Annotated in this window: 25 protein-coding genes and 1 other RNA gene; 14 read left to right on the top strand and 12 right to left on the bottom strand. The window is 32.7% G+C overall.

The window, feature by feature from the left end; genetic code table 11:
• The first annotated feature begins 150 nt into the window (after window positions 1-150).
• On the top strand, window positions 151-2,976 hold the full coding sequence (locus AABL85_RS09735) for an FAD-binding and (Fe-S)-binding domain-containing protein (RefSeq protein ID WP_341309945.1): 2,826 nt from the start codon (window positions 151-153) through the stop codon (window positions 2,974-2,976).
• Window positions 2,977-3,066: 90 nt separating this feature from the next.
• Window positions 3,067-3,615, top strand: a complete 549-nt coding sequence (locus AABL85_RS09730; protein ID WP_341309944.1) for a GNAT family N-acetyltransferase — start codon at window positions 3,067-3,069, stop codon at window positions 3,613-3,615.
• Between the two features lie 42 nt (window positions 3,616-3,657).
• On the opposite strand, the gene AABL85_RS09725 is transcribed toward AABL85_RS09730, so the two are convergent.
• A complete protein-coding gene (locus AABL85_RS09725; protein WP_341309943.1) occupies window positions 3,658-5,169 on the bottom strand; it encodes an NAD(P)H-hydrate dehydratase in 1,512 nt (503 codons plus the stop codon).
• 289 nt (window positions 5,170-5,458) lie between these two features.
• Between AABL85_RS09725 and AABL85_RS09720 the strand changes: the two genes are divergently transcribed.
• Window positions 5,459-6,019: a helix-turn-helix domain-containing protein gene (locus tag AABL85_RS09720; RefSeq protein WP_303261458.1), complete on the top strand. Its 561-nt coding sequence runs from the start codon at window positions 5,459-5,461 to the stop codon at window positions 6,017-6,019.
• 39 nt (window positions 6,020-6,058) lie between these two features.
• Here the strand turns inward: AABL85_RS09720 and AABL85_RS09715 are convergent, their stop codons facing one another.
• The 6 genes from AABL85_RS09715 to AABL85_RS09690 form a co-directional block, all read right to left on the bottom strand.
• Window positions 6,059-6,637, bottom strand: a complete 579-nt coding sequence (locus AABL85_RS09715) for a GNAT family protein (protein ID WP_341309942.1) — start codon at window positions 6,635-6,637, stop codon at window positions 6,059-6,061.
• Window positions 6,638-6,641: 4 nt separating this feature from the next.
• Window positions 6,642-7,034, bottom strand: a complete 393-nt coding sequence (locus tag AABL85_RS09710; protein ID WP_341309941.1) for a DUF4377 domain-containing protein — start codon at window positions 7,032-7,034, stop codon at window positions 6,642-6,644.
• A gap of 95 nt (window positions 7,035-7,129) precedes the next feature.
• Entirely contained in the window at window positions 7,130-7,357 is a 228-nt protein-coding gene (locus AABL85_RS09705) for a hypothetical protein (RefSeq protein WP_341309940.1), read from the bottom strand.
• A 257-nt stretch (window positions 7,358-7,614) separates the two neighbouring features.
• Complete coding sequence (gene mnmD, locus AABL85_RS09700) at window positions 7,615-8,280, bottom strand: tRNA (5-methylaminomethyl-2-thiouridine)(34)-methyltransferase MnmD (protein ID WP_341309939.1); 666 nt, start codon at window positions 8,278-8,280, stop codon at window positions 7,615-7,617.
• Complete coding sequence (locus tag AABL85_RS09695; RefSeq protein ID WP_303261464.1) at window positions 8,277-8,738, bottom strand: hypothetical protein; 462 nt, start codon at window positions 8,736-8,738, stop codon at window positions 8,277-8,279. The genes mnmD and AABL85_RS09695 overlap by 4 nt, the downstream gene beginning before the upstream one ends.
• A 6-nt stretch (window positions 8,739-8,744) precedes the next feature.
• Window positions 8,745-9,254, bottom strand: a complete 510-nt coding sequence (locus AABL85_RS09690) for a DUF4920 domain-containing protein (RefSeq protein WP_425355292.1) — start codon at window positions 9,252-9,254, stop codon at window positions 8,745-8,747.
• 259 nt (window positions 9,255-9,513) lie between these two features.
• Between AABL85_RS09690 and AABL85_RS09685 the strand changes: the two genes are divergently transcribed.
• The 3 genes from AABL85_RS09685 to AABL85_RS09675 all read left to right on the top strand — a co-directional run bounded on the left by AABL85_RS09685 (window position 9,514) and on the right by AABL85_RS09675 (window position 11,979).
• Window positions 9,514-10,587: a branched-chain amino acid aminotransferase gene (locus AABL85_RS09685; RefSeq protein WP_286395863.1), complete on the top strand. Its 1,074-nt coding sequence runs from the start codon at window positions 9,514-9,516 to the stop codon at window positions 10,585-10,587.
• A gap of 98 nt (window positions 10,588-10,685) precedes the next feature.
• The gene (locus AABL85_RS09680; protein ID WP_225600370.1) at window positions 10,686-10,871 is read left to right on the top strand and encodes a hypothetical protein; all 186 of its coding nucleotides are present in this window, start codon (window positions 10,686-10,688) and stop codon (window positions 10,869-10,871) included.
• A 22-nt stretch (window positions 10,872-10,893) separates the two neighbouring features.
• Entirely contained in the window at window positions 10,894-11,979 is a 1,086-nt protein-coding gene (locus tag AABL85_RS09675; protein WP_341309938.1) for a hypothetical protein, read from the top strand.
• A 43-nt stretch (window positions 11,980-12,022) separates the two neighbouring features.
• Here AABL85_RS09675 and kdsB read toward each other — a convergent pair whose 3' ends face one another.
• The gene (gene kdsB / locus AABL85_RS09670; protein ID WP_303261469.1) at window positions 12,023-12,769 is read right to left on the bottom strand and encodes a 3-deoxy-manno-octulosonate cytidylyltransferase; all 747 of its coding nucleotides are present in this window, start codon (window positions 12,767-12,769) and stop codon (window positions 12,023-12,025) included.
• 446 nt (window positions 12,770-13,215) lie between these two features.
• Window positions 13,216-14,649, bottom strand: a complete 1,434-nt coding sequence (locus tag AABL85_RS09665) for an ATP-dependent DNA helicase (RefSeq protein WP_303261470.1) — start codon at window positions 14,647-14,649, stop codon at window positions 13,216-13,218.
• A gap of 123 nt (window positions 14,650-14,772) precedes the next feature.
• Between AABL85_RS09665 and AABL85_RS09660 the strand changes: the two genes are divergently transcribed.
• On the top strand, window positions 14,773-15,564 hold the full coding sequence (locus AABL85_RS09660; protein WP_341309937.1) for a DUF3822 family protein: 792 nt from the start codon (window positions 14,773-14,775) through the stop codon (window positions 15,562-15,564).
• Window positions 15,561-16,133, top strand: coding sequence for an RsmD family RNA methyltransferase (locus AABL85_RS09655; protein WP_006258489.1), 573 nt, complete (start codon window positions 15,561-15,563; stop codon window positions 16,131-16,133). Before AABL85_RS09660 ends, AABL85_RS09655 begins: the two co-directional genes overlap by 4 nt.
• Before the next feature lie 76 nt (window positions 16,134-16,209).
• Here the strand turns inward: AABL85_RS09655 and rnpB are convergent.
• An RNA gene (gene rnpB / locus AABL85_RS09650) (RNase P RNA component class A) lies at window positions 16,210-16,524 on the bottom strand.
• A gap of 275 nt (window positions 16,525-16,799) precedes the next feature.
• Between rnpB and murQ the strand changes: the two genes are divergently transcribed.
• Genes murQ through AABL85_RS09630 form a run of 4 tightly spaced genes read left to right on the top strand, consistent with a single transcriptional unit; the run spans window position 16,800 to window position 19,055 of the window.
• Entirely contained in the window at window positions 16,800-17,618 is an 819-nt protein-coding gene (murQ, locus tag AABL85_RS09645; protein WP_341309936.1) for an N-acetylmuramic acid 6-phosphate etherase, read from the top strand.
• Window positions 17,618-17,848, top strand: coding sequence for a DUF6095 family protein (locus AABL85_RS09640; RefSeq protein WP_286395850.1), 231 nt, complete (start codon window positions 17,618-17,620; stop codon window positions 17,846-17,848). The genes murQ and AABL85_RS09640 overlap by 1 nt, the downstream gene beginning before the upstream one ends.
• 4 nt (window positions 17,849-17,852) lie before the next feature.
• Entirely contained in the window at window positions 17,853-18,236 is a 384-nt protein-coding gene (locus AABL85_RS09635) for a DNA topoisomerase IV (RefSeq protein ID WP_286395848.1), read from the top strand.
• 21 nt (window positions 18,237-18,257) lie between these two features.
• Window positions 18,258-19,055 (top strand): TerC family protein, encoded by a 798-nt coding sequence (locus AABL85_RS09630; protein ID WP_286395846.1) that lies wholly within the window; start codon window positions 18,258-18,260, stop codon window positions 19,053-19,055.
• Window positions 19,056-19,113: 58 nt separating this feature from the next.
• Here AABL85_RS09630 and AABL85_RS09625 read toward each other — a convergent pair whose 3' ends face one another.
• Complete coding sequence (locus tag AABL85_RS09625) at window positions 19,114-19,794, bottom strand: TrmH family RNA methyltransferase (protein ID WP_286395844.1); 681 nt, start codon at window positions 19,792-19,794, stop codon at window positions 19,114-19,116.
• A gap of 41 nt (window positions 19,795-19,835) precedes the next feature.
• On the opposite strand from AABL85_RS09625, the gene AABL85_RS09620 reads away from it, so the two are divergent.
• Both AABL85_RS09620 and AABL85_RS09615 read left to right on the top strand, forming a co-directional pair.
• Entirely contained in the window at window positions 19,836-20,528 is a 693-nt protein-coding gene (locus tag AABL85_RS09620) for an NAD-dependent deacylase (RefSeq protein WP_341309935.1), read from the top strand.
• Between the two features lie 62 nt (window positions 20,529-20,590).
• On the top strand, window positions 20,591-21,013 hold the full coding sequence (locus AABL85_RS09615) for a hypothetical protein (protein WP_341309934.1): 423 nt from the start codon (window positions 20,591-20,593) through the stop codon (window positions 21,011-21,013).
• A gap of 103 nt (window positions 21,014-21,116) precedes the next feature.
• Here the strand turns inward: AABL85_RS09615 and AABL85_RS09610 are convergent.
• Window positions 21,117-23,347, bottom strand: a 2,231-nt coding sequence (locus AABL85_RS09610; protein ID WP_341309933.1) for a hypothetical protein, incomplete at its 5' end; no start/stop codon positions are given.

Below are 23,347 nucleotides of genomic sequence, written 5' to 3'. Positions count from 1 at the left end.
ATTTTTAGTCATACAATTATCTTATAAAACAGGTTACATTATTAAACTCTATTGCTTCAACCAACTTATTTATACCGAGTATAAACAAAGCTCTTCTCTCTTATCTTTTTTAGATGTTTTGTAAATTGTACGCTTATAAAATCACAAAATATGTTACCATTAGAATATCAGAAATTTAAAGACGAATTAGCTAACTACATTGAAGCAGATAGGATTATCACTAATCCTATACAATTGTTAGCTTATGGTACAGATGCAAGTTTTTACAAATTAGTTCCCAAGATAGTTGTTCAAGTTCACAATCACGAGGAGGCTGTCGCTACACTAAAGACAGCAACAGCGTGTAATGTTCCAGTAACTTATCGCGCAGCAGGAACGAGTCTATCAGGACAGGCTGTAACAGACTCTGTACTGATGGTAGCAACACATAAGTGGAAGAAATACGAAATTTTAAATAACGGCTTACAAGCTAAGTTTCAACCTGGAATTATTGGAGGAAGAGCTAATATTATTTTGGCTCCTTACGGCCGTAAAATCGGACCAGATCCTGGTTCTATCAATGCTGCAATGATCGGAGGTATCGCAGCTAATAATGCCAGTGGGATGTGCTGTGGTACGTCTCAGAACTCTTACAACACCATTGCTGATATCACCATCGTACTATACGATGGTACTATATTAAATACTGCCAGTGAAGAAAGTAAAAAAGAGTTTGCATTGAAGCATCCCGAAATTATCCAAGAAATCGAACGCCTTAGAGATACTATTCACACAGACCGCACATTATACGAAAGAATAGAACGAAAGTTTAAAATCAAAAACACTACAGGTTATAGCCTTAACGCTTTTATTGATTACCACGATCCTTACGAAATCATCAAACACATTATGATAGGATCTGAGGGAACTCTTGCTTTCATCTCTGATATTACTTATAATACAGTCGTAAACTTCAAGCACAAGGCTTGTACACTGATGATATTTGAGACTATTGAAAAAGCGTGTCAAGCTGTTCCGTATCTTAAAAAGAGTCCTGTAGCCGCCGTAGAATTGTTAGACAGAAACAGTATCAAGTCTATAGAAGACGAGCCATTGGCTCCTGAATACTTTAAAACACTGCCAGATACAGCCTGTATCCTACTTGTAGAAGCACAAGCTGAGAGTGCAGAAGACATGGCTATCAAACAACAACAAATTAGAGAGGCCATCACGCCTACTCCTACTTATAAACCTTTTGAGTTCACTTCAGAACCTCAACAATATGCCTTTAATTGGAAAGCCAGAAATGGTCTATTACCAACAACTGGAGCTTTGAGAGAAACAGGTACTACTTGTATCATCGAAGACGTAGCATTCCCTGTAGAGAAATTGGCAGATGCCTGTATCGCTATGAAGAATTTGTTCGCGGAGTTAAAATACGACGATGCTGTCTTATTTGGTCATGCCTTAGAAGGAAATTTACACTTAGTGTTTTCTCAGGACTTTTCTACACAAGAAGAAATAGATCGCTATGCGAAGCTAATGGACGACTTGGTAGAGATAGTCGTAGACCGCTTCGATGGGTCTCTAAAAGCAGAGCATGGTACTGGTCGTAATATGGCGCCATTCGTAGAAAAGGAATGGGGTGAGCAGGCGTATGACATTATGCTAAAAGTCAAAGCTATCTTTGACCCACACAGCTTAGTCAATCCTGGTGTTATTATCAACGCAAACCCTCATGTACACTTAGAGAACTTTAAAGCTTCTCCTGCTACGAATGAGATTGTGGACAAGTGTATCGAATGTGGATTCTGTGAATCACACTGTGTATCTGAAGGCTTGACTCTGTCTCCAAGACAACGTATCGTAGTTGGTAGAGAGATTGCCAGATTAAAAAATTTGGGTAAAAATACAGATGAACTTGAGCATTTAGTGAATAGTGCACATTACTATGCTGATGAAACTTGTGCGACAGACGGATTGTGTGCCTTAGCTTGCCCCGTAAAAATTGATACAGGAAAGTATATTAAAGATATTCGTCATAGCGAAATCACTGAAAAAGATAGAAAGAATGCGGAGTATTTTGTAGAAAATATGGATCGCGTAACTGCTATGGGTAGAAAAGCACTAAACACGGTTGGCGTGTTCCAGAATATCTTAGGTAACAAGATCATGACAAGCGTATCCAGTGGAATGCGCAAAATATCTGCAAACAAAATTCCGCAATGGAATGTGGCTATGCCTAAAGGCAATAAACACAAAATAACAGAATCTATAATCAATCCAGGACAAGACCGAAAAGTTGTTTACTTCCCATCTTGTATCAACAGAACAATGGGAAAATCTCAGGATTATCCTAAATCCGATGTAGATCTAACTGCAAAAACAGAAGAACTATTAAAACGCGCTGGCTATACTATTATTTATCCAGAAAATGTAAATAATATGTGCTGTGGTATGCCATTTAGTAGCAAAGGAATGAAAGAAGAAGGACATACAAAATCTTCTGAATTAGAACTGGCTTTACTCAAAGCAACAGAAGACGGCAAGTATCCTGTACTATTCGATATGAGCCCTTGTTTCTATACTTTCCACGAAGCACATCAAGGAGGTAAACTAAAAATGTACGATCCGATAGAATTTATGCTTGACCATGTCATGCCAATACTACCTGTCAAAAATCCTAGAAAAGAGATTACTGTATTTCCTGTATGTTCAGTCAAAAAAGTAGGATTAGAGGGCAAATTATTAGAGTTAACTAAACTATGTGCTGAAAATGTAAACTATATCGATAGTAATTGTTGTGGGTTTGCCGGAGATAGAGGATTTACTATTCCTGAACTCAATGCGCATGGCAATAGACATCTGAAAGAGCAAATACCTTGTGGTACTAAAGATGCCTTCTCTACTAGTCGTACATGCGAAATAGGTTTAACAGAATATGGAGGAGTAAACTTTAAGTCTATATTCTATCTACTAGATGAAGTAACTAAATAGATCTACTTATTAAAAATGATATAACATGGCATAGACTTGTTGTCTATGCCATTTTTTAATTAGATTTGTTTTTAAACCAATTCAAAAAACATGCTAAATATAGATTTAACCATATTTCCAACTATAGAAACAGAAAGAATTTACCTAAGACATACAGAACCGAATGACATAGATACTGTATTCTCACTATTGTCTAACTCAGAGGTAATGAAATACATACCTGCACCACCTGCCCAAACAACTGAAGAAGCTAAACAATATATCTCCTCACTAGATAAAAGAATGGAAGACAAAGAATGTATTAGCTGGGCGATAGAACTAAAAGAAGAGAAAATAATGATCGGAACAATCGGTTTATATCGCATGAAATTAGAACATCACAGAACAGAAGTTGGTTATATGTCTCTACCTGATTTTAATGGCAGAGGTTACATTACAGAGGCTCTTAAGGCTGTTATAGAATACGCTTTTCACTCATTGCAATTTCATTCTTTAGAAGCTGTAATAGATCCTAACAATATTGGTTCACAGAAAGTGTTAGAGAAATGTGGCTTTGAGAAAGAAGCTCACTTTAAAGAAAACTGGTTCTTCAATGGTCTATTTTTAGATTCTCTCGTTTATTCTAAATTAAACAAATAAATAAAAGGCTATCTTCATAATTAGATAGCCTTTTACTCATTTTTATATTTTGTCGTTTAATCGATTATAAGCAGCACTTATATTTTTACTAATATCACTAGCGATAAGGCTATGAGGATGAATATTCTCTACAGTTATATCCCCTGCTAATCCGTGTAGATATACCCCTAGTATAGCAGCTTCCTTACTGGTGTACCCTTGCCCTAAAAGAGAAGTGATCATTCCTGTCAAAGTATCTCCTGCCCCTGCTGTAGCCATTCCCCAATTGCCTGAAGAATTGAAGTAAACAGTTTCGTCTGGTGCTATCGTTATAGTATGTGCTCCTTTTACTACAAAAATCACATTGTGCTTTTTAGCCAATTGCTTCACTTTATCGATCTTATCAAAGTCATCATTCCACTCGCCGATAAGTCTTTTTAGTTCTTTTTCATGCGGAGTTAAAATACTCTCTATAGGTAATTTATCTAAACACTTTTGTTCACTTATAATATTTAAAGCATCAGCATCTATAACGAATTTTTTATCTTTATGTGCATCTAAATAAGCTACTAATGCTTTGGCTGTATCTTCATGTGTTCCTAAACCACATCCTATGCCTATTGCACCATAGTATTCTATAGAAGGAAATGCTTTTATATAATCTGTATGATCACAAGTATCACACATCACTTCTGGCAATACTGTCTGTAAAATAGTATATCCACAACTAGGAACATAAGCAGTCACAATACCACTTCCTGTAAGCAAAGCAGATTTTGCTGCAAGTGTCACTGCTCCGATTTTTCCTTTACTCCCCCCTATTATTAACACTCTACCAAAATCATCTTTCGTACTAAACTTAGTACCTGTTTTGACTAATTTTCTAACCTTCTCTTGTTTTACAAAAAAGTAATCAGACTTCGTATTTTCTAAATAGTCCAGATCTGAGCCTATATCTAAAAGCTCTAATTCTTTTACATATTCCTTAGCCTCTGATAAGAGCAATGCTAGCTTAGGAAGTTGAAACGTATATACGACATCAGCTTTAAATACAATAGCATCTTTAGGTGTACTTACATCAGCCAGTAACCCTGACGGCATATCTATGGATACTCGCTCTAGACAAGGGGTTTCATTTAGAAAATCAAATACAGCTCTCCATTCTTCATCTAGTGGACTATGTAATCCGATACCAAATAAGGCATCGATGATCACATCATCTTTCTTAACTTTCAATTTACTCTTAGGAGTAAACTTTTCTATATTGATATCCCTATCTTCTAATAGGTCTTGATTCTGAGCATTATCTGGACTGTATTTTTTAGTTTGAACTAAAAACACCTTTACCATTGCACCTCCTTCTTTTAAGAGCCTAGCTAATGTTAGTCCATCTCCACCGTTATTTCCTGTTCCACAAAAAACTACAAAAGATGTTTGGTACAACTTATATCTAGTTTGTAACTTCTCAAAAACCTTTGTAGTTGCTCTCTCCATCAATTTAAATGAAGATATATATTGATTGGACACTGTCTCTTTATCCAATGCTTGCATTTGTGCTGTATTAAAAATTTTCATATTACTACTTATAGTTAATCATCACAAGTAAAGGTAACAAATACAACTATTGAAAACAGAGCTATACACTACTATACCACCGAATTATCTAAGTGTGAACAAACGTATTGATTCTCACTTTGAGTAATACTAATTATATCAAAAAAATAGTAAAACAATGATTATTTACTATAAAATCAACTAAATAGTAAAAGTTAAAAATACTACTTTTGATGTAAAACTATATCCTCTCTCTATATTTATGTTCAAATGTGATTTAGTATCTTTGAGTTTCTAAAAGGATTTTCAGATGAAGTTATATATAAAAAACATGGTGTGCGAAAGGTGTAAAATGGCTGTAGATAGTCTACTCACTGAATCAAAATATACACCAACTAAAATAGAATTAGGAGAAGTAGAAATACAAGAAGACTTGAACTCTTCTCAGCTAAAAGAAGTAGAAACTAAATTACAAAAAATTGGTTTTGAACTCTTAGACAATCAAAAAAGTAAGACTGTAGACAGAGTAAAAACTGTCCTAATAGAATTAGTACAAAAACACAATGCTAATCTACAAGTACCACTATCTGCTTATATAACTGATAAAATGCAAATGGATTATCACGCTCTAAGCTTGCTGTTCTCTCAATTAGAATCTACTACTATAGAGCAATATTTTATCCAACTAAAAATAGAGAGAGTCAAAGAACTTTTGGTCTATGATGAATTGAGTTTAAAAGAAATTACTTATCAATTAAACTATAGTAGCGTAGCGCACTTAAGCAAACAATTTAAAAAAGTAACAGGATTGACTCCAACACATTTTAAAACCACTGGAGCTGAAAGACGAAAAGTTATTGACAAACTATAGTATAAAAAAAGACGATTTTAAAAATCGTCTTTTTTTATACTATAGTTTTGCTTCTAAAGACTCTTTAGCGTAACTAAACCATTCGTCTTTTAGCATGCTAAATATAGCAGTATCTCTACGTCTACCGCTATTAATAATAATTTCACTTCTCAATACTCCTTCTAGCTTACAACCAATACTCTGAACAGCAACTTTACTTCTCTCATTCGTATTATCAACTCTAAACTCTACTCTTTCCATCCCCATAACTTCAAAAGCATATTTAAGCATCATATACTTACAGTGCTTATTCACTCCTGTCCCTTGAGCAAGCTTACTATACCATGTATACCCTATTAATAGGGATTTATTCTTGTGATCAATATTATAAAAACGAGTAGAGCCAACATACTCTTCTGTTTTTTTATCAAAAACGATAAAAGGATACGCTTTACTATTACTTCTATCTTCCAATGCTTGGCTAATATACTTCTTCATACCTTCAGCTCCTTCAACACCCACAGTAGCATATTTCCATATTTCAGGTTCTTTAATTGCGAATCCTACTAAATCATTGTAATTATAAGCTTCTAGTGGCTTAAGAATTACTCGATCATCCATTAAAACGATATCCTCCATGATACTACGCTTTTTTCTCTTTTGAGATTTCAGTCACTAAAACATATCTAAACGATGGCGCATCAGCAGGAGGGTTAGCTATATCCACTCGCTTCACCTCTATTTTATACTCATACCCCTCTTCATAATTAAATCCTTCTATCTCCTGATACATTAGCTCCCAAGGCGCGTCCTCTTCTTCTTTGACCATCATACATTTTTTAGGAGCAATACCTGCACACTCATCCAGTTTAGAAGCTACATATAATACCTTCACCTCTTCAGAGGCATCTATTTCCGTAACTTCAGGTACATCATGGTGTTCTAAGACACTATTCTCTCCTTGCTCTATATTTTTATCCTTACAGGAAGCTAATATTCCTAAAGATATTATAGCTAATAAAACTATTTTTTTCATTCTTTATACTTTTCTAGTTTGGTAAAAATATAAATTAAAAACTCAATGAGTCGTTTTTAAGAACCAAATTATCATATTAACAAAAAAAGCTTGCCTTATGCGTAGGCAAGCTCTTCTATTATTTCACTGTTTAATAAAGCTAATTCAGCTCTAAGATTAGGTTGTCCTTTTAAAAATTCATTAACCCAAATCATTAATTGTCCTAAATCATAAGGTAATAATGTATGCATTGCTTTTTCTAATTCTTTAGAAAACAAGGCGGAATCAAAACTGACATTTTTAAGTACATGAGTAGTGTACTCAAACATCATTCGTTTGTTCATAACTATTATTTTTTTCTTTTTCTACGAACAAACTTACACACTTTATGTTAAAATAAAAAACATAACACAAGCCTTAACCTTAAAAGACATTTAATTACACAAAATTAATACTAGAATAACAAAAAAATAACCACAAAAAAACTAAAAAAATACATTAGTGTTAATCTAAATTCAAATAAATAACCACTATTTTTCAGGATTAAATAAATCTCCAACTGACAGTACATTTTTCTTTTTTGTCATTTTATGGAAGTAGATTAACGTTTATATCCTATTAACATCTCTCTTTTACCAGGAGGTCCAGACGCCTTCTCTATTGTAAAACCAACTTCTTTCATCGCTCTTTTAATTGGTCCTCTACAAGCATAAGTAGCTAAAACACCTGTATCTCCTAATGCAGCATAAACCTTCTTAAATATCTCTACTGACCATAAGTCAGGCTGAAACTGATATCCAAAGACATCAAAATAAACAACGTCAAAATAAGACTGATTGACTACTGCTTCTTCAAAGGTACTATGGATCTTATGCAACGTAAACTCTACTGTAACCTCATGTGATACATCCCAAATACAGTGATGCATTTGTTTAAACAACATATCATCTCCATCTCTGTCATATAAAGCACTAAAATCTAATGCCGCGCTTTCTAGTTCTGTCACTGGAAAAGCTTCTATACTGTGATACTCTACTATTTTCCCCTTTCTTCTAGCCTCTACTAGTGTTAAAAAAGCATTTAGTCCTGTACCAAACCCCATTTCTAATACCTTAATAGTAGGTTTCTCTATCTTATCAAAACCTCTTTCTATATAGACATGTCTTGCTTCCTGAATCGCGCCATGAATAGAATGATACGTTTCTCCCCATTCCTCTATTTCAATAGATGTAGAACCATCTGAGGTTGTCACTATTTTTCTTTTCACTGTATCAATAATTTTTTAATTCGAGGAATAGGCCCACCACATTTCTTCTGATGACATGCTAAACATGAGTTTATCATATCATTAAACTGCTGGATCTTATCTCCTTGATTCTCTTGATAGAGGGTCTGCTCTAACTTTAAATACTGCTCTGCTTGCTCAGTGAAAAACATATCTCTATCACTAGGATCTGTCATCTTAGCTGTAAGTATATCCTTATGTTTCTCAGGCAAAGATCCCAATTCTTTGTTTCCTTGTTCTATCTCAGCCTTCAAAAACACTCCTTGAGCATACATTTCTTCCATAAGAGAAGCCATTGGAGCCATATTATACATTTTAAATGCGAGTGTGTCTTTCACCATCAATTCTTTAGTCTCTTCTATTTGTTTAATCTCATTTTTACAAGATAACAAAACCGTGAATCCTAATAAAATAAGACACAATATTGATTTACTTCTCACTTTCTATTACTTATCTTTATTAATAGCAATACCATCTGCTGTAAATGCATAAGTAATCTTAGGTTCTGTAATAGCTGCTATTTCTTCTTCAGATTTACCAGCATCTTTAGCATAATGTTTTAGCTCATCTACAGAAACTACAGAAACAAAAGCCTTACCATCTACTATAACTTCATGCCCAGCCGCATTCATAGGAGCAAAGAACCCATAATCTGTAAAACGAACAAAACCTTTCTTTTCTCCCGGTAACTCTACATTCATCCAACAACCTTTCTTCTGACATACATCATTAATTGTTGTTTCAAATTGTACTTTGATAGTATCTCCTTCTTTAAGATTTTGATACTTCTCTAACATTGTTTCTTTGGACAGTACCTCTTTCATCACGATACTATCTCCAAAATATTCATAGTTTTTCTTAACTTCTACTAGAGAAGTTCCTTCTTTATTCTCTTGTTTTTTACATCCCATAAAAACCAAGGCCACTAAACTTAAACAAGCAATTATTCTATTCATGATAAACTAAGATTATATATTACATCAAAAATAAGTCAAAAAAAAACACCAAAAACAAATACTTTATTTAAACATCTTATATCGATTATGATAAATTCAGTAAAAAATTTCGATTAAACAATATTTATCACATCATTTTAGATAAAGTTCAACAACGAACTATTTTAATGGACTTTTTTTGATAATTTTGTAATGTATTGCTTTTTTGTTACATTGCAAGCATAAGTTCAAACAGACAATTAAAAAAACATTATAAGAAATGAGTTTACAAACAAACAACCTTTTTTCTATTGAGAAAGTAGAAAAATCAAAAATAGCATCAGTTGACTTCGAAAATCTGAAGTTCGGTTCTGTATTTACTGACCATATGCTAGTTTGCCACTACAAAGATGGTAAATGGGGACAAGTAGAAATCAAACCTTATGGGCCAATGTCTTTTGCACCTTCAACAAATGTGTTCCACTATGGACAAGCTATCTTTGAAGGAATGAAAGCATACAAAGATGCAAATGAAGATGTATGGTTATTCCGTCCACGTGAGAACTGGGCTCGTTTCAACAAATCAGCAGAGCGTATGGCTATGCCACATATAGACGAAGAAAGATTCGTAGATGGCTTAAAAGCTCTAATCAACCTAGATAGAGATTGGGTTAAACAAGGACAAGGAAATGCGTTATACATTCGTCCTTTTATGATCGGAACTCATGAAGGTGTAGTAGCTGGACCATCTAGCGAATTTATGTTCTGCATCATTTGTTCTCCTGCACGTACTTACTACTCAGGAAAAGTAAAAGTTCAAATCGCTGAACACTATAGCCGTGCTGCTAATGGTGGTGTTGGTTACACTAAATGTTCTGGTAACTATGCTGGACAATTCTACCCAACTAAATTAGCTCAAGAAGCAGGATACCAACAAGTAATCTGGACAGATGATGCTACTCATACTAAACTAGAAGAAGCGGGTACTATGAATGTATTCTTCAGAATTGGAGATACTTTAATCACTGCTCCTACTAGTGAAAGAATCTTGGATGGTGTTACTAGAAAAAGTTTGTTAGACATCGCTAAAAGCAAAGGAATTAACGTAGAGGTAAAATCTATCGTTGTTCAAGATTTATTAGATGCACATGCTAAAGGAGAATTAAAAGAAATCTTCGGAGCAGGAACTGCTGTTACAGTAGGACAAATCGAAGGATTTGCTTTCCAAGATAACTACTATGGATTACCAGAAGTATCAGATGAAAATTCTTTTGCAATCCAATTAAAAACAGCTCTTCAAGGAATTCAACAAAAGAATATTGAAGATACTTTTGGATGGACAGAAAAAATCTAATCTAAAAGTTCTTTTACCTTATTAAAAAACGGCAGTAATTCTGCCGTTTTTTTTATCTACAATCTAACTCTTTTGACTATTTTTGCTAAAAATTAATTATGTTTACACCTGGACAACTTAAGTTTGCTATATTCTTTATTATTACTTTTACCATTGTAATGATTATTATGTACAGAAAAGATATAAAACTACATCGTATCTATTACAAAAATAGATTGTGGGTACTAGTTGCCTTTTTATCATTTATAGGTTCTTTATTTATTTTAAAAAACTTTTTGAAGTAAATCATTATAGCTCTAAATTGTTATGAAAATTCTAAAGTATTTCTCTCTTTTACTACTATTAGCACTGGTTTCTCTTTTCGTATTCATACTTACTCAAAGTCCTGAATATAAAGTAGAAAGAACTTTCACTGTGGATGCTCCAAAGGAGATAGTCTATAATTATATCAATGATTTAGACAATTGGACTGATTGGATGAAATCTCAAAAGTCCAATAATGGTACTTATCAAATAGAGTTAGAAAATTTAGGGTCATATCATATAAGAGCTGAATATAGCCACCCATACGATAGTTTGTCTCAAGATATTTTAAATGACAACAAAATTTCAAATATTGTCTGGAGATTAAAAGGTCAACAAAATAAGACCCAAATCACATTTACGCTTAATGGTACCTTAGATTTACAAACTAAGTTTACTTCCTTTTTTAAAGGAACACCAAATCAAGTGGCTACTAATAGCATTAACAAAAATATAGATGCATTCATTGTTTATTTTATCAAACAATATAAAGAATATGAAGTAATATTAGACACTATCAAATCAACTCCTAGCATTGAGTATCTATATTTAGAAGCTTCTTCTTCTATAGGTACATTAAACGAAGACTTGCTTTCCCTAAATAATGATCTAACTAATTTCTGCTCTACTAATCAAATAGATATAGCAGGAGACCCATATCTGATATTAAATAATTCGAAAGCACAAAATACACTTACTTACCGATTTGCCTTACCTATCAAAGGAAATATATACTTAAACGAAGAAGAAAAATATAAAATAGACAAACTCGATAAACAAAGTTATTTTGAATCAACACTAATCGGTTATTACACATTCTTACCAGAAGCAATGCGTAAAACAAGAACAGAAATTAGTGATAAGGAATTAAACATTATACCAGAAGAACCTATTATCTTACTGTTAAAGAAGTCTGTTATTGACTCTAGATTAGCAGCAGAATGGGAAACTATAATCAAAGTTCCTATTGTGAAAAAAGAAGTTACTATCCCAGCTCCTGTTTATCAAAACAATGTAAACAGCAATCATACTCAGGAAGTAAATACTGAAACAAAAAACAAAGAAGAAATAATCGATTCTACCATATAAAAAAATAGGCTTGAAAATAAAATTACTTTCAAGCCTCTTTCTTTTATCTCAATTCCGGGTTATCCGCTATGATTTGCTTAGCTCTTTCTAGATCATCTGGCGTATCTATTCCTATACCTAGATGTTTTGTTTCTGCCATTTTAATACGTTTTCCATACTCTAAGTATCTCAACTGTTCTAACTTCTCAGAAGCCTCTAAAAACTTCATTGGCAAAGTTGTAAACTCAAGCAAAGCTTCTTTTCTAAAAGCATATACTCCTATATGTTGATAGTACTGTACTTTCACCTCTTTATCTCTAGGATAAGGAATTACAGAACGAGAAAAATATAATGCTGTATTAGTATCATCTACAACTACTTTTACATTATTAGGGTTCTCTATCGTACTCCATTCATCAATTGGTGTCATTAAAGAAGCTAAGTCTACTTGTTTGTCCTGATCCTTTTGAAATATATCAATTAACTTCACTAAATTCTCTTTACTTACGAAAGGTTCATCCCCTTGTACGTTAATAACGATATCTGCTTCTATATCTTTTACAGCTTCAGCTATACGATCACTTCCACTCTCGTGCTCTTTAACACTCATCACCGCTTTTCCTCCATGATTAATAATTTCATTGTAAATCAATTCTGAGTCTGTAGCTACAAATACATTGTCAAAAAGCCCTGTTGCTAATGTTGCTTCATAAGTACGACGGATAATAGTTTTCCCTGCCAAATCCTTCATTAACTTTGCTGGAAAACGTGTTGACGCGTATCGAGCTGGTATTACTGCTATAACTTTCATTCTAATATTTTTAATATTCAAATATACTATGTTGTTGTTAATAACCTGAGTTCGATTAACAATTAGTTTTTTACAATTACATAAGAAAATTCTTTCTAATCAGTATGTATTAAGTGACTAAAGACAGTTATGTACTGATTAGCTAGAGGATTGCTAGAGGGTTTCTTGCACATTTCTTCGAGAAAGACACCGTCTGGGCGAGGAAAGCCCTAGAATTCTCCTAGTAATCCGCTAAGAAGTGCAAGCAGAACACTATTATCTCATTCATAAATATAAACAAAATCAAAACTCATATATTAGTTTTAAAGATTTTAATACCTGTTGTACACAACCTATATTCCCCTACTTATATTTCTTTAAAGTAAAGATTTTCTAAACTAATGTATATTTTTTTTTAATCGAAATAAAGTTAATAATAATTGTGTTACGCTACACCATCTTGTCTATTAATCTTGAAGAAAATATTCATCTTGAAAACCTATTAAATACAATCTATCTTTAGCACGCGTTATCGCTGTATATAACCATTTTACGTAATCTTCAGTTATTCCATCAGGTAAGTAGGGTTGTTCAATAAACACTGTTTCCCATTGCCCACCTTGAGACTTATGACAAGTAATAGCATATGCAAACTTAACCTGTAAAGCATTGAAATACTCATTTTCTTTTAATTTTTGCATTTTTCGATACTTAGTTATCTCATCCTCATAATCTAATAGTACTTCATTATACAGTTTGTTCATCTGATCATATGTTAGAGCAGGAGATTCACTAGTTAGAGTATCTAAAAAAATCATGGTATCAAAAGGAGCCATATCAGGATAGTCAATCATTCTAATTCGTACGGAAGCAAATCTAAACCCATATAACTCTATGGTTCTATAGATCTGTAAAACTTCAATAATATCACCATTGGCTATAAAATCAGTAACAGTAGAATCTTTAAGCCAGAAGTAATTATTCTTAACTACCATTAGTAAATCACCGGCAGATATCTCACTATCCTTATCTAAAATACGAGCTCTAATCTGTTGATTATATGCATTTGCTCTCTTATTTGATCGAACAATAAAAGTAGTCTCCTCCGGTCCACTATTTGAATATGATGAATAGATGGCATCTTGAATATCATAACCATCTACTAGACGAATAATATCTTTAAATCCTTGTAATTGAAACTGAAAAGTATCAGCAAAATAAGATCCTATAGCCAAGCGCAACTCTGTTGCATTATATAAAATACCTGAATCGACCTCTTGTCGCATTACTTCGTCTAATTCTATATGTTGGATATCCATATCGTAATTAAATCGTAATTGCTCTATGTCTAATGCTGGGCTAATACTCATTCCTACTGGAGGTAACTGAGCGGTATCTCCTATCAATATCAACTTACAATTAAAACCAGAATACACGTAATAAACTAAATCATCTAATAAAGAACCATGTGGATACATAGAGGTATCCCCTGCACTTGCATCTCCAATCATAGAAGCCTCATCTACTATAAATATCGTATTTCGATTTCTATTGTGTCGCATAGTATACTGAAAAGTACCTCCTGCTTTACTTGGCTTTGGATAATATATATTTTTATGAATAGTAAATGCAGAACGATTGGAATAATTACTAATCACCTTAGCAGCACGCCCTGTAGGAGCAAGCATCACAGAAAATTTGTTAACACATCTTAATTCATTCACCACAGTTGACAACAAAGTAGTTTTACCTGTACCTGCATATCCCTTTAACACAAATAGTTCATCTTGGTGATCATTAGTTACAAAATCTGCAATCTTCTGAAGAAAAACATCTTGTTTTAATGTTAATTCGTATGGGAATTTTTGACGTAGTAGTTTGTAAAACTGTTGGTCTATCATAATTATGAAACCTTAATTTTAATATTAGCTCCAAAGATACTAAGCTTTTTACCCCTTGACTAGAAGAATGCAATAAAAAAGTGTAATTTTGTATGTATTATAAAATAATATTTTAAACTCACGATGTCAAAGAATTACCATAAACTTTTAATACAAGTTTCTTTAAATAAATTCTCTTTTGCTATTAAAGACAAATTAGCACATGAGATTACTCACTTTGCATCTGAAGCTATCTCTCAAACTAAATCTATAGAGGAACAATTAGATAAAATTTTTCAAAAGCATATAGAATTAACAGAAAAATACAATGAAGTAATTGTACTACATGATAATACACTTAATACATTTATTCCAAGAGATTTTTTTAATGAAGATTCTATGGGACATTACCTTCAATATTCAACCAAGGTATTCTCAACAGACTTCTTTGCTTTTGATGAATTAGAGAATAGTCCTATTAACAATGTATATGTTCCTTATGTCAATATCAATAATTATTTAATTGATAAATTTGGTAGTTTTACCTATCACAACATTAATACATTACTAGTAGAGATTTTACTTAAAAAGTCAAGTAAAAATACTCAAAAAGAAGTCTATGCTTTTTTACAAAAAGATCATTTTGAATTAGTAATCGTTTGCAATGGTGAATTGATATTCTTTAATTCATTTCAATATCAGACAGCACAAGATTTTATTTATTACATCTTGTTTACTTATGAACAATTAGAATTAAATACAGAGTCAACTCCACTCTACTTGATGGGAAGAATAGATACGGATGACTCTTATTACAAACAAGCATATACCTACATTCGAGAAGTCAATGTAGTAGATAATAATTTTTTTATTAGCGATGATTTATTATTACATCATCAAGTACCTAAACAATATTACATTTTATTCCATTCATGAGAATTATATCAGGAAAACTAAAAGGAAGACGTATTTCGCCCCCTAAAAATCTACCTGTCCGCCCTACAACGGATATGAGTAAAGAATCTCTATTTAACATTCTAAATAATCACTTTAATTTTAGTGAACTAACCATATTAGACCTGTTCGCAGGTACAGGAAATATCAGTTACGAATTTGCTTCTAGAGGAGCAGAATCTATCGTAAGTGTAGATGGTGATATGGGGTGCGTTAACTTTATTAAAAAAACTGCAAAAGAATTAGACCTTAATATTATCCCACTAAAGTCAGACGTATTTAAATTTATAGAGAAGCATCAAGCTTCTTATGATATTGTGTTTGCTGATCCTCCTTATGATTTTACCCAAGAACAATTTGAGAAAATACTTAAGGATATTTTTGAGAAAGGGCTTGTAGATGAACAAGGTATGGTTGTTATAGAACACTCTAAGTTCACCAAAATGGATCACTTAGAACATTTCTCTTTCGAAAAAAACTATGGTGGATCTGTATTTACCTTCTTTGAATACGAACTAGAAGATGAGGATGAAGAAGACGATGATGAATAAATATCATACTAACATATAAAAAAAGGACTATTATCTAAGATAATAGTCCTTTTTTAGTACCTATTAGATACTAAAAATAAAGAGTAAACCTATAAGCCGGATTCTGTAAGTACCGAAGTACCCCCTTATCATTTATCCCGGCTATCAATTACTCGATAGCTCTATCTGCCTACCCCTAAAGCATCGGGCGGGAACCCTCAAACGCTAAATATACATGACATTTCACCGCATAGAGTTTACCTGGTTTCACTACAGCATTACCTGTACATACTTTCTGTTGCACTTGTCCTCTTGGCAAGCCAAGGATGGGCGTTACCCATTATGCCTCCCTATGGTGTCCAGACTTTCCTCTATTTTCATTACTGAAAGTAGCGATAAGGCAGTTTACTCTCTGCAAAAGTAATTCATTTCTTACAACACAAAAAATTATTCACCAGTATTCTTTTATCATTTTAAAACTAATAATATAAAAATATCCCTTATTCTTTAGTAAAGAAACACTTACCTAGCTTAATAAAAACATAAATATAATTTTATAGAAATCATTCCTCTCTAATTATCTACTTTTTTGGCATAAAATTATACCGTTGTACAACTACATAAATAAGGGTTAGTAAACTATTTTGTTTACTTTTGTGTTCATACTTTTTTTAAAAACTATTCAAAGTGAGTTTTATAAAAATTACAGAACAATCTTCTAATTATGATAACCTAGACAAAATGTCTATTCATGAATTATTGTCTAATATCAATCAAGAAGACATTTCTGTTCCCTTAGCTGTTGAAAAAGCAATCCCTCAAATAGAAGTTACAGTTACAGCAGTTGTTTCTAAATTACAAAGTGGAGGAAGGTTATTTTATATTGGAGCTGGTACTTCAGGACGGTTAGGAATCTTGGATGCCTCAGAATGCCCCCCTACTTATGGAGTATCACCTGATTTAGTTATAGGAATCATAGCTGGTGGAGATCACGCCATTAGACATGCTGTAGAAAATGCAGAAGACAATCCTTTACAAGGTTGGGTAGATTTACAACAATACAATGTCAATCCAAAAGATATTGTCATTGGTATCGCTGCATCAGGTACTACTCCCTATGTAATTAAAGCATTAGAACAATGTCAAAAAAATAATATTACTACAAGCTGTATAACTTGTAATCCTCTAAGTCCTCTTTCTAAAGTAGCTGATTATCCCATAGAGGTAATCGTAGGTCCAGAATTTGTAACAGGTAGTTCACGCATGAAAGCAGGTACTGCCCAAAAACTAGTTCTAAATATGATCTCAACCAGTAGCATGATACAAATTGGTCGAGTAAAAGGCAATAAAATGGTCGATATGAAAATGACCAATGCTAAATTACAAGAAAGAGGAATACAAATGATTATAAATGAATTAAATATAGACTACACTATCGCTAAAGAACTTTTAGACAAACATCAGAATGTACGCCTAGCGATAGAAAGCTTTAAATCAAATAAATAATGGAAGAACAACAAACTGATCGAAAACTATTAAGCAAAGGTGTAAAATATTTAATGATTACTTTACCCCTTATGTTTTTAGGACCTATTGTTATTCATAGTTCTTTAAAAAATCAAGCCCATCCCTTGTTCTATCCTATACTTATATTAGGATGCTTGATATGCTTAAGCTCTATGCTATTGTTTTTTAAAGGATTAAAAACTATTATAAAATCACTTTTTGGAAATTAAAATCATGAAAACTAAACTACTTTACTTTTTACCTTTTTTATTTTTATTAGCCTCTTGTTATAATCAAGAAAGAAACTGTGCTAAATTTAAAACAGGTAAATTTGAATTTACTGCCGAAATTAATGGTGAAAAGAAAGTTTCTACTTTCGTAAGAACAGAAGAACTAGAGATAGAAACATTCGAAGGTAAAACAGATAGTGCAGCTATCCGCTGGGTAAACGATTGTGAATTTATCTTAGAGAAGCTCAATCCTAAAACCATGGCTGATAAAAAACCTGTTAGTATTAAGATAATTACTACAGATGGAGATCTATGTACTTTCGAATACGGATATGTAGGAGATGCTAGAAGAGAAAGAGGAACTATTAAAAAAATAGCTGATTTATAATCTAATCCACAACTAAATACTATGGAAGTATTTTTAACTGCAGATGCTATAGTAGCATTTATTACATTGACATTCTTAGAAATTGTATTAGGAATAGACAATGTCATCTTCATTTCTATTGTCACAGGAAAATTACCTGAAGAACAACGAAAAAAAGCAACAAAAATAGGGCTGTTTTTAGCCATGTTTATGCGTATTGCATTACTATTTGGTGTTACATGGCTTATCGCTATGAAAAAACCTTTATTCAGTATCAATTGGAGTTGGTTTAGCGCAGACTTCAATGGGCAAGCTTTAATATTATTAGGAGGAGGAATCTTCTTGATTTATAAATCGACCAAAGAGATACACGAAAAGGTGGCTCACGTTCATGATCATCACCCTATAGATGAGGCTCCTAGTGCAAAAAAAATAGCTACTAAATCATTTAGCAATATTATCATGCAAATCTTAATGATTGATATTATATTCTCTGTTGATAGTATTCTAACAGCTGTAGGTATGACTAATGGCTTACAAGGTGCGCTATACATTATGATTGCTGCAGTTATCGTTTCTGTTGGAGTGATGATGTTATTTGCTATACCTGTAGGTAACTTTGTGAATAAGAACCCTTCTATTCAGATTCTTGCTCTTTCATTCTTAATACTTATTGGATTCATGCTTACTACAGAAAGTATGCATATTTCACATGCCGTACTAGCTGGTCAAGAAATAGGAGCTGTACCGAAAGGTTATTTATATTTTGCTATTGCTTTCTCGCTAGCTGTAGAGTTTATTAATATGAAGCTGCGCAAAAAGAGCAATCCTAGTACTTAAATAATATCACTTGTATAAAACATAAACTCCTTCAATTGAAGGAGTTTTTTGTTTTATATTATTGCTTAGATTCTAAATAACGTTCTGTTACAAAATCAATATCCTTTATAGATTTTCTAGCCCAATCTATTCTCTTTGCTAAAATTTCGTCTTCAGTTAATCTCCAATCTATATCAGATTTTCTCACTCTAGTTGTCAAATTCTGAATAATAATCGCAGCTGATACAGATATATTTAAACTTTCAGTAAAGCCGACCATCGGTATTTTAATATAAGCATCTGCTTGTTCTATAATCTCAGGAGACAATCCATTTTTTTCAGTTCCAAAGAATATAGCAGAAGGTTTACTAATATCAAAGTCCTCTAAATGATTTGCTTCTACATGGGGAGTAGTTGCAACAATCTGATACCCTTTTTTTCTAATATCTTCAATGGCTGTAGGTATAGAAGCATAACGGTGAATATCTACCCATTTCTCAGCACCTAACGCTATTTCTTTATCTATACGCTTTCCAAACTTTTGTTCTATAACATGCAAGTCTTGTATACCAAAAACTTCACAACTACGCATTACAGCACTCGTATTATGTAATTGATACACATCTTCAGCTACAACCGTAAAATGATTGGTACGATTCTTTAAAACTTCTTTAAAACGTTCCACTCTATTTTCTGTCAAGAAAGTCTCTAAGTATTCTAAATAATCAACGTCCTGAAATAGCTTATTTGAAATATTCATTATATATTTATTTTTTAGACAATTGCAAAGGTAAGAATATTATGGAAAAAAAGTTAGTCATCCTTTCAGGCGCAGGAATGAGTGCTGAGAGTGGTATTAAAACATTCAGAGATGCGGATGGCTTATGGGAAGGACATGATGTCATGGAAGTAGCCTCACCACAAGGGTGGCAACAAAACAAAGAACTCGTCTTACAATTCTATAACGATAGAAGACGCCAACTCTTAAGTTGTCAACCGAATAAAGCTCACTATATTTTAAGTCAATTAGAACAATACTATAATGTAAGTATCATCACTCAGAATGTAGACGATCTTCACGAACGTGCAGGATCTACTAATATTATTCATTTACATGGAGAGCTATTGAAAGTGCGTAGCGAACAAGACGAAACGCTAATATACCCTTGGACAAAAGATCTCCTAGCAGATGATTCTAACGAATTAGGCCACTCCTTAAGGCCTCATATAGTTTGGTTTGGAGAAATGGTTCCTGAGTTAGAAAGAGCTATTCCTTTAGTAGCAGAAGCAGACATCATCATCATCATAGGCACCTCCATGCAAGTATACCCTGCAGCCTCGCTAATATCTTACGCTAGATCAGATGCTCACGCTTATTATATAGACACTAACCCTGCATTAGTACAACATACACCTTGTGAACTAACAGTTCTTAAAAACACTGCTTCAGAAGGATTAAATTCAATCCTAAATGAACTAATAAAAAATATATAATAATTTGTTAGAATTAAAAAAGGTACTACTTTAGAGTACTAAACAATTAACTAATCAATTTTATGAAAAAACTTTTTTTATTCCTTATTACCTCAATCTCTTTGAGCGTTGTAAGCTGTTCTAGTGATGACAATAGTAAGAATGACCCAAAACCTACAGGATACCCTGAGCAACTAAACAATGTAGACTTTTCTAATAAACTACCTGGCGGTACAGCTATTTTAACAGGAAAAGGTTTTGATGAAAGTAAAACTGGAGAATACACAATCAATTTTACTAAAAAATTACCAAGTAAAAAAACAAATGCTGAAAAAGGAACTCGTGCATTACAACCTGGAGCATCAGACACTCCTACTCCAGCCTATATTTTTAAAGTAACACCAACAGAAGTACACTTTGAAATTCCTAAAGATGCAGGTAGTGGTAGAGTAGATTTCATTTATAAAGACTACACAACTCCGATAGGTACTTACCAAGTTAAATAATACAATAAAGGTCTTAAGAAACATTCTTAAGACCTTTATCTTTTCAAAGAGAAAGCCTCTAGACATTGTCTAGAGGCTTTTTACTACTCTTTATTATAAGTTATTACTTAGTAAAGTAAACTACAACTTTATAATCTCCTGCAGCTATTGGAGTATAAATATCTCCACTACCTAAAGTAAAACCAAGTAATCCACTTCTGTTATCATACTTAATATCAGTAATTCCTACAGTAACTAATTTACCTGCATTAGTATACAATTTAATGTCAAAAACATTAATATCTGCTCTACCTAATCCTTCTGGAGCTTCAACTCCAAGAATTTCAGCATCATTTAGTTTAACCTGAGCAATACTAGAGAAAGTGCTTACGACTTTACCACCAAACTTAATATTTGTTTCAGCTATAGCATTTGTAATATCATAACTAACAGCTTCTTTAAGTTCTGTAATTAATTCATTATTCTCTGTACTAAGAATCTCTTTGATAGTTTTACTTAAATCAATCAACTTCTTCTCTTCTTTTCCATTTGCATCTTTCACAATTGAATAAAGAACATCATCAGCTTTACCATCAATTTTACCGTAGTAAACAGTACCACCTTGAGTTAAATGCTCATTCAAAATATTATTGAATACATCCCCACTTTTTTGTATAATGTCCCCTAAGTTATTAGTAACATCAGTTAATACATCGATTACAGTACCTTCTGATTCAGGCATATCTGCTTTATAATCCTTGCCTGGATTAGCTTTTAGCCATGCAGCTATCTTAGCTTCGTTAAAATAAACATACTTAAGATTAATAGCATTTCCTTTACTATCTTTTCCTGGTACAACTCTCACAAAAGTCTCTGTTTCTTGAGTACTTAAATCAAACTCTTCTTTGTTTCCATTCTCATCAACATAAACTAGAACTAATTTACCTTTTCTATCTTCTACAGAAACACTTCCTTTAGTTTTCTCAATTACTTTAGTTAAATGCGTAATGTTATCTCCTTGGTTGATAATTTCTTCAAAGTTTTGAGATACAGCACCTACAACATCGATCACCTTACCATCACTATCTTTCATAAGCTCTTTATACTTATTAACATCAACTAAGCCTGCATTATCTTTTTTCCAAATTGCTATAGCTTCTTCGCTGAAATAAACATAACCTACAACCTTCTCTACATCCTTACCATCAACTTTTACTGTTTTCTTAACATCTCTAATAAATGTCAATGTTTCATTAGAACTTAAATCAACTTTTTGTTCTATATCTTTATCGTCTTTATAAACTAAGAACGTTTTATCTCCCTCAACTTTAACAGTAACATTGCCTTTAGCTTGAGTAATATAAGAGATATTGTCTCCTTGATTAATAATCTCTTCAAAGTTTTGAGATACAGCTCCGATTACATCGATTACCTTACCATCAGTATCTTTCATCTCAGTTTGGTAATCCTCAGCTTTTTTAGGATTTGCTTTTTGCCAAGTTGCTATAGCCTCTTCGCTGAAATAAACATAACCAACAACTTTCTCAATCTCTACATTGTTAACGATTTGTTTTTTCTTAACATCTCTAATGAAAGTAAGTGTTTCAACAGTTGAAAGATCGACTTTCTGGTTATCACCATTTTTATCCTTATAAACTAAATATGTTTTACCATTACCGTCTACTTCAACAAATACATTACCGCCTTCTTTATTAATAATATTTGTTAAATTTTTAACATTATCTCCTTGGTTGATAATTTCTTCAAAGTTGTTAGCCACTGTACCTACTACATCAATAAGAACACCTCCGTCAGCAAGTTTCATTAACTCTTTATAATCTTCTGCTTTTTTAGGATTTGCTTTTTTCCAAGTTGCAATAGCTGCCTCACCATAATAGATATAGTTTGTTACTTTTCCAGTAGTATCTTTTACTTCTTGGATAAACGTATCAACCTCTTGAGAACTTAAATCAAGAATATGAGGCTGATTATCAGAACCTATATACTCAATTACCATTTTTCCATCTACTTCCTTAACAGTTACGTTACCTTCAGTTTTTTGAATAACTTCTGTCAAGTTTTTAATGTTATCCCCATGCTTAATAATCTCTTCGAAATTTTGAGATACAGCACCTACTACATCGATAACAACACCACCAGCATCAGTAGCCTTCATATACTTCTTAGGTTCATCAGCGAATTTAGGATTTGCTTTCTGCCACTCAGTAATAGCTGCTTCTCCGAAGTAAACATAATTAATTATATTCTTACTAACTGGATCAATATTTTCTAATACAAAGGTATCAACCTCTTGAGAACTTAAATCAAGAATATGAGGCTGATTATCAGAACCTA

The sequence above is a fragment of the Myroides odoratimimus genome (genome assembly GCF_038039805.1).
GTDB classification, from domain to species: domain Bacteria; phylum Bacteroidota; class Bacteroidia; order Flavobacteriales; family Flavobacteriaceae; genus Flavobacterium; species Flavobacterium odoratimimum_B.
The sequence above is the reverse complement of the archived record's forward strand: the minus strand, read 5'-3'. Positions and strand labels throughout refer to the sequence as shown.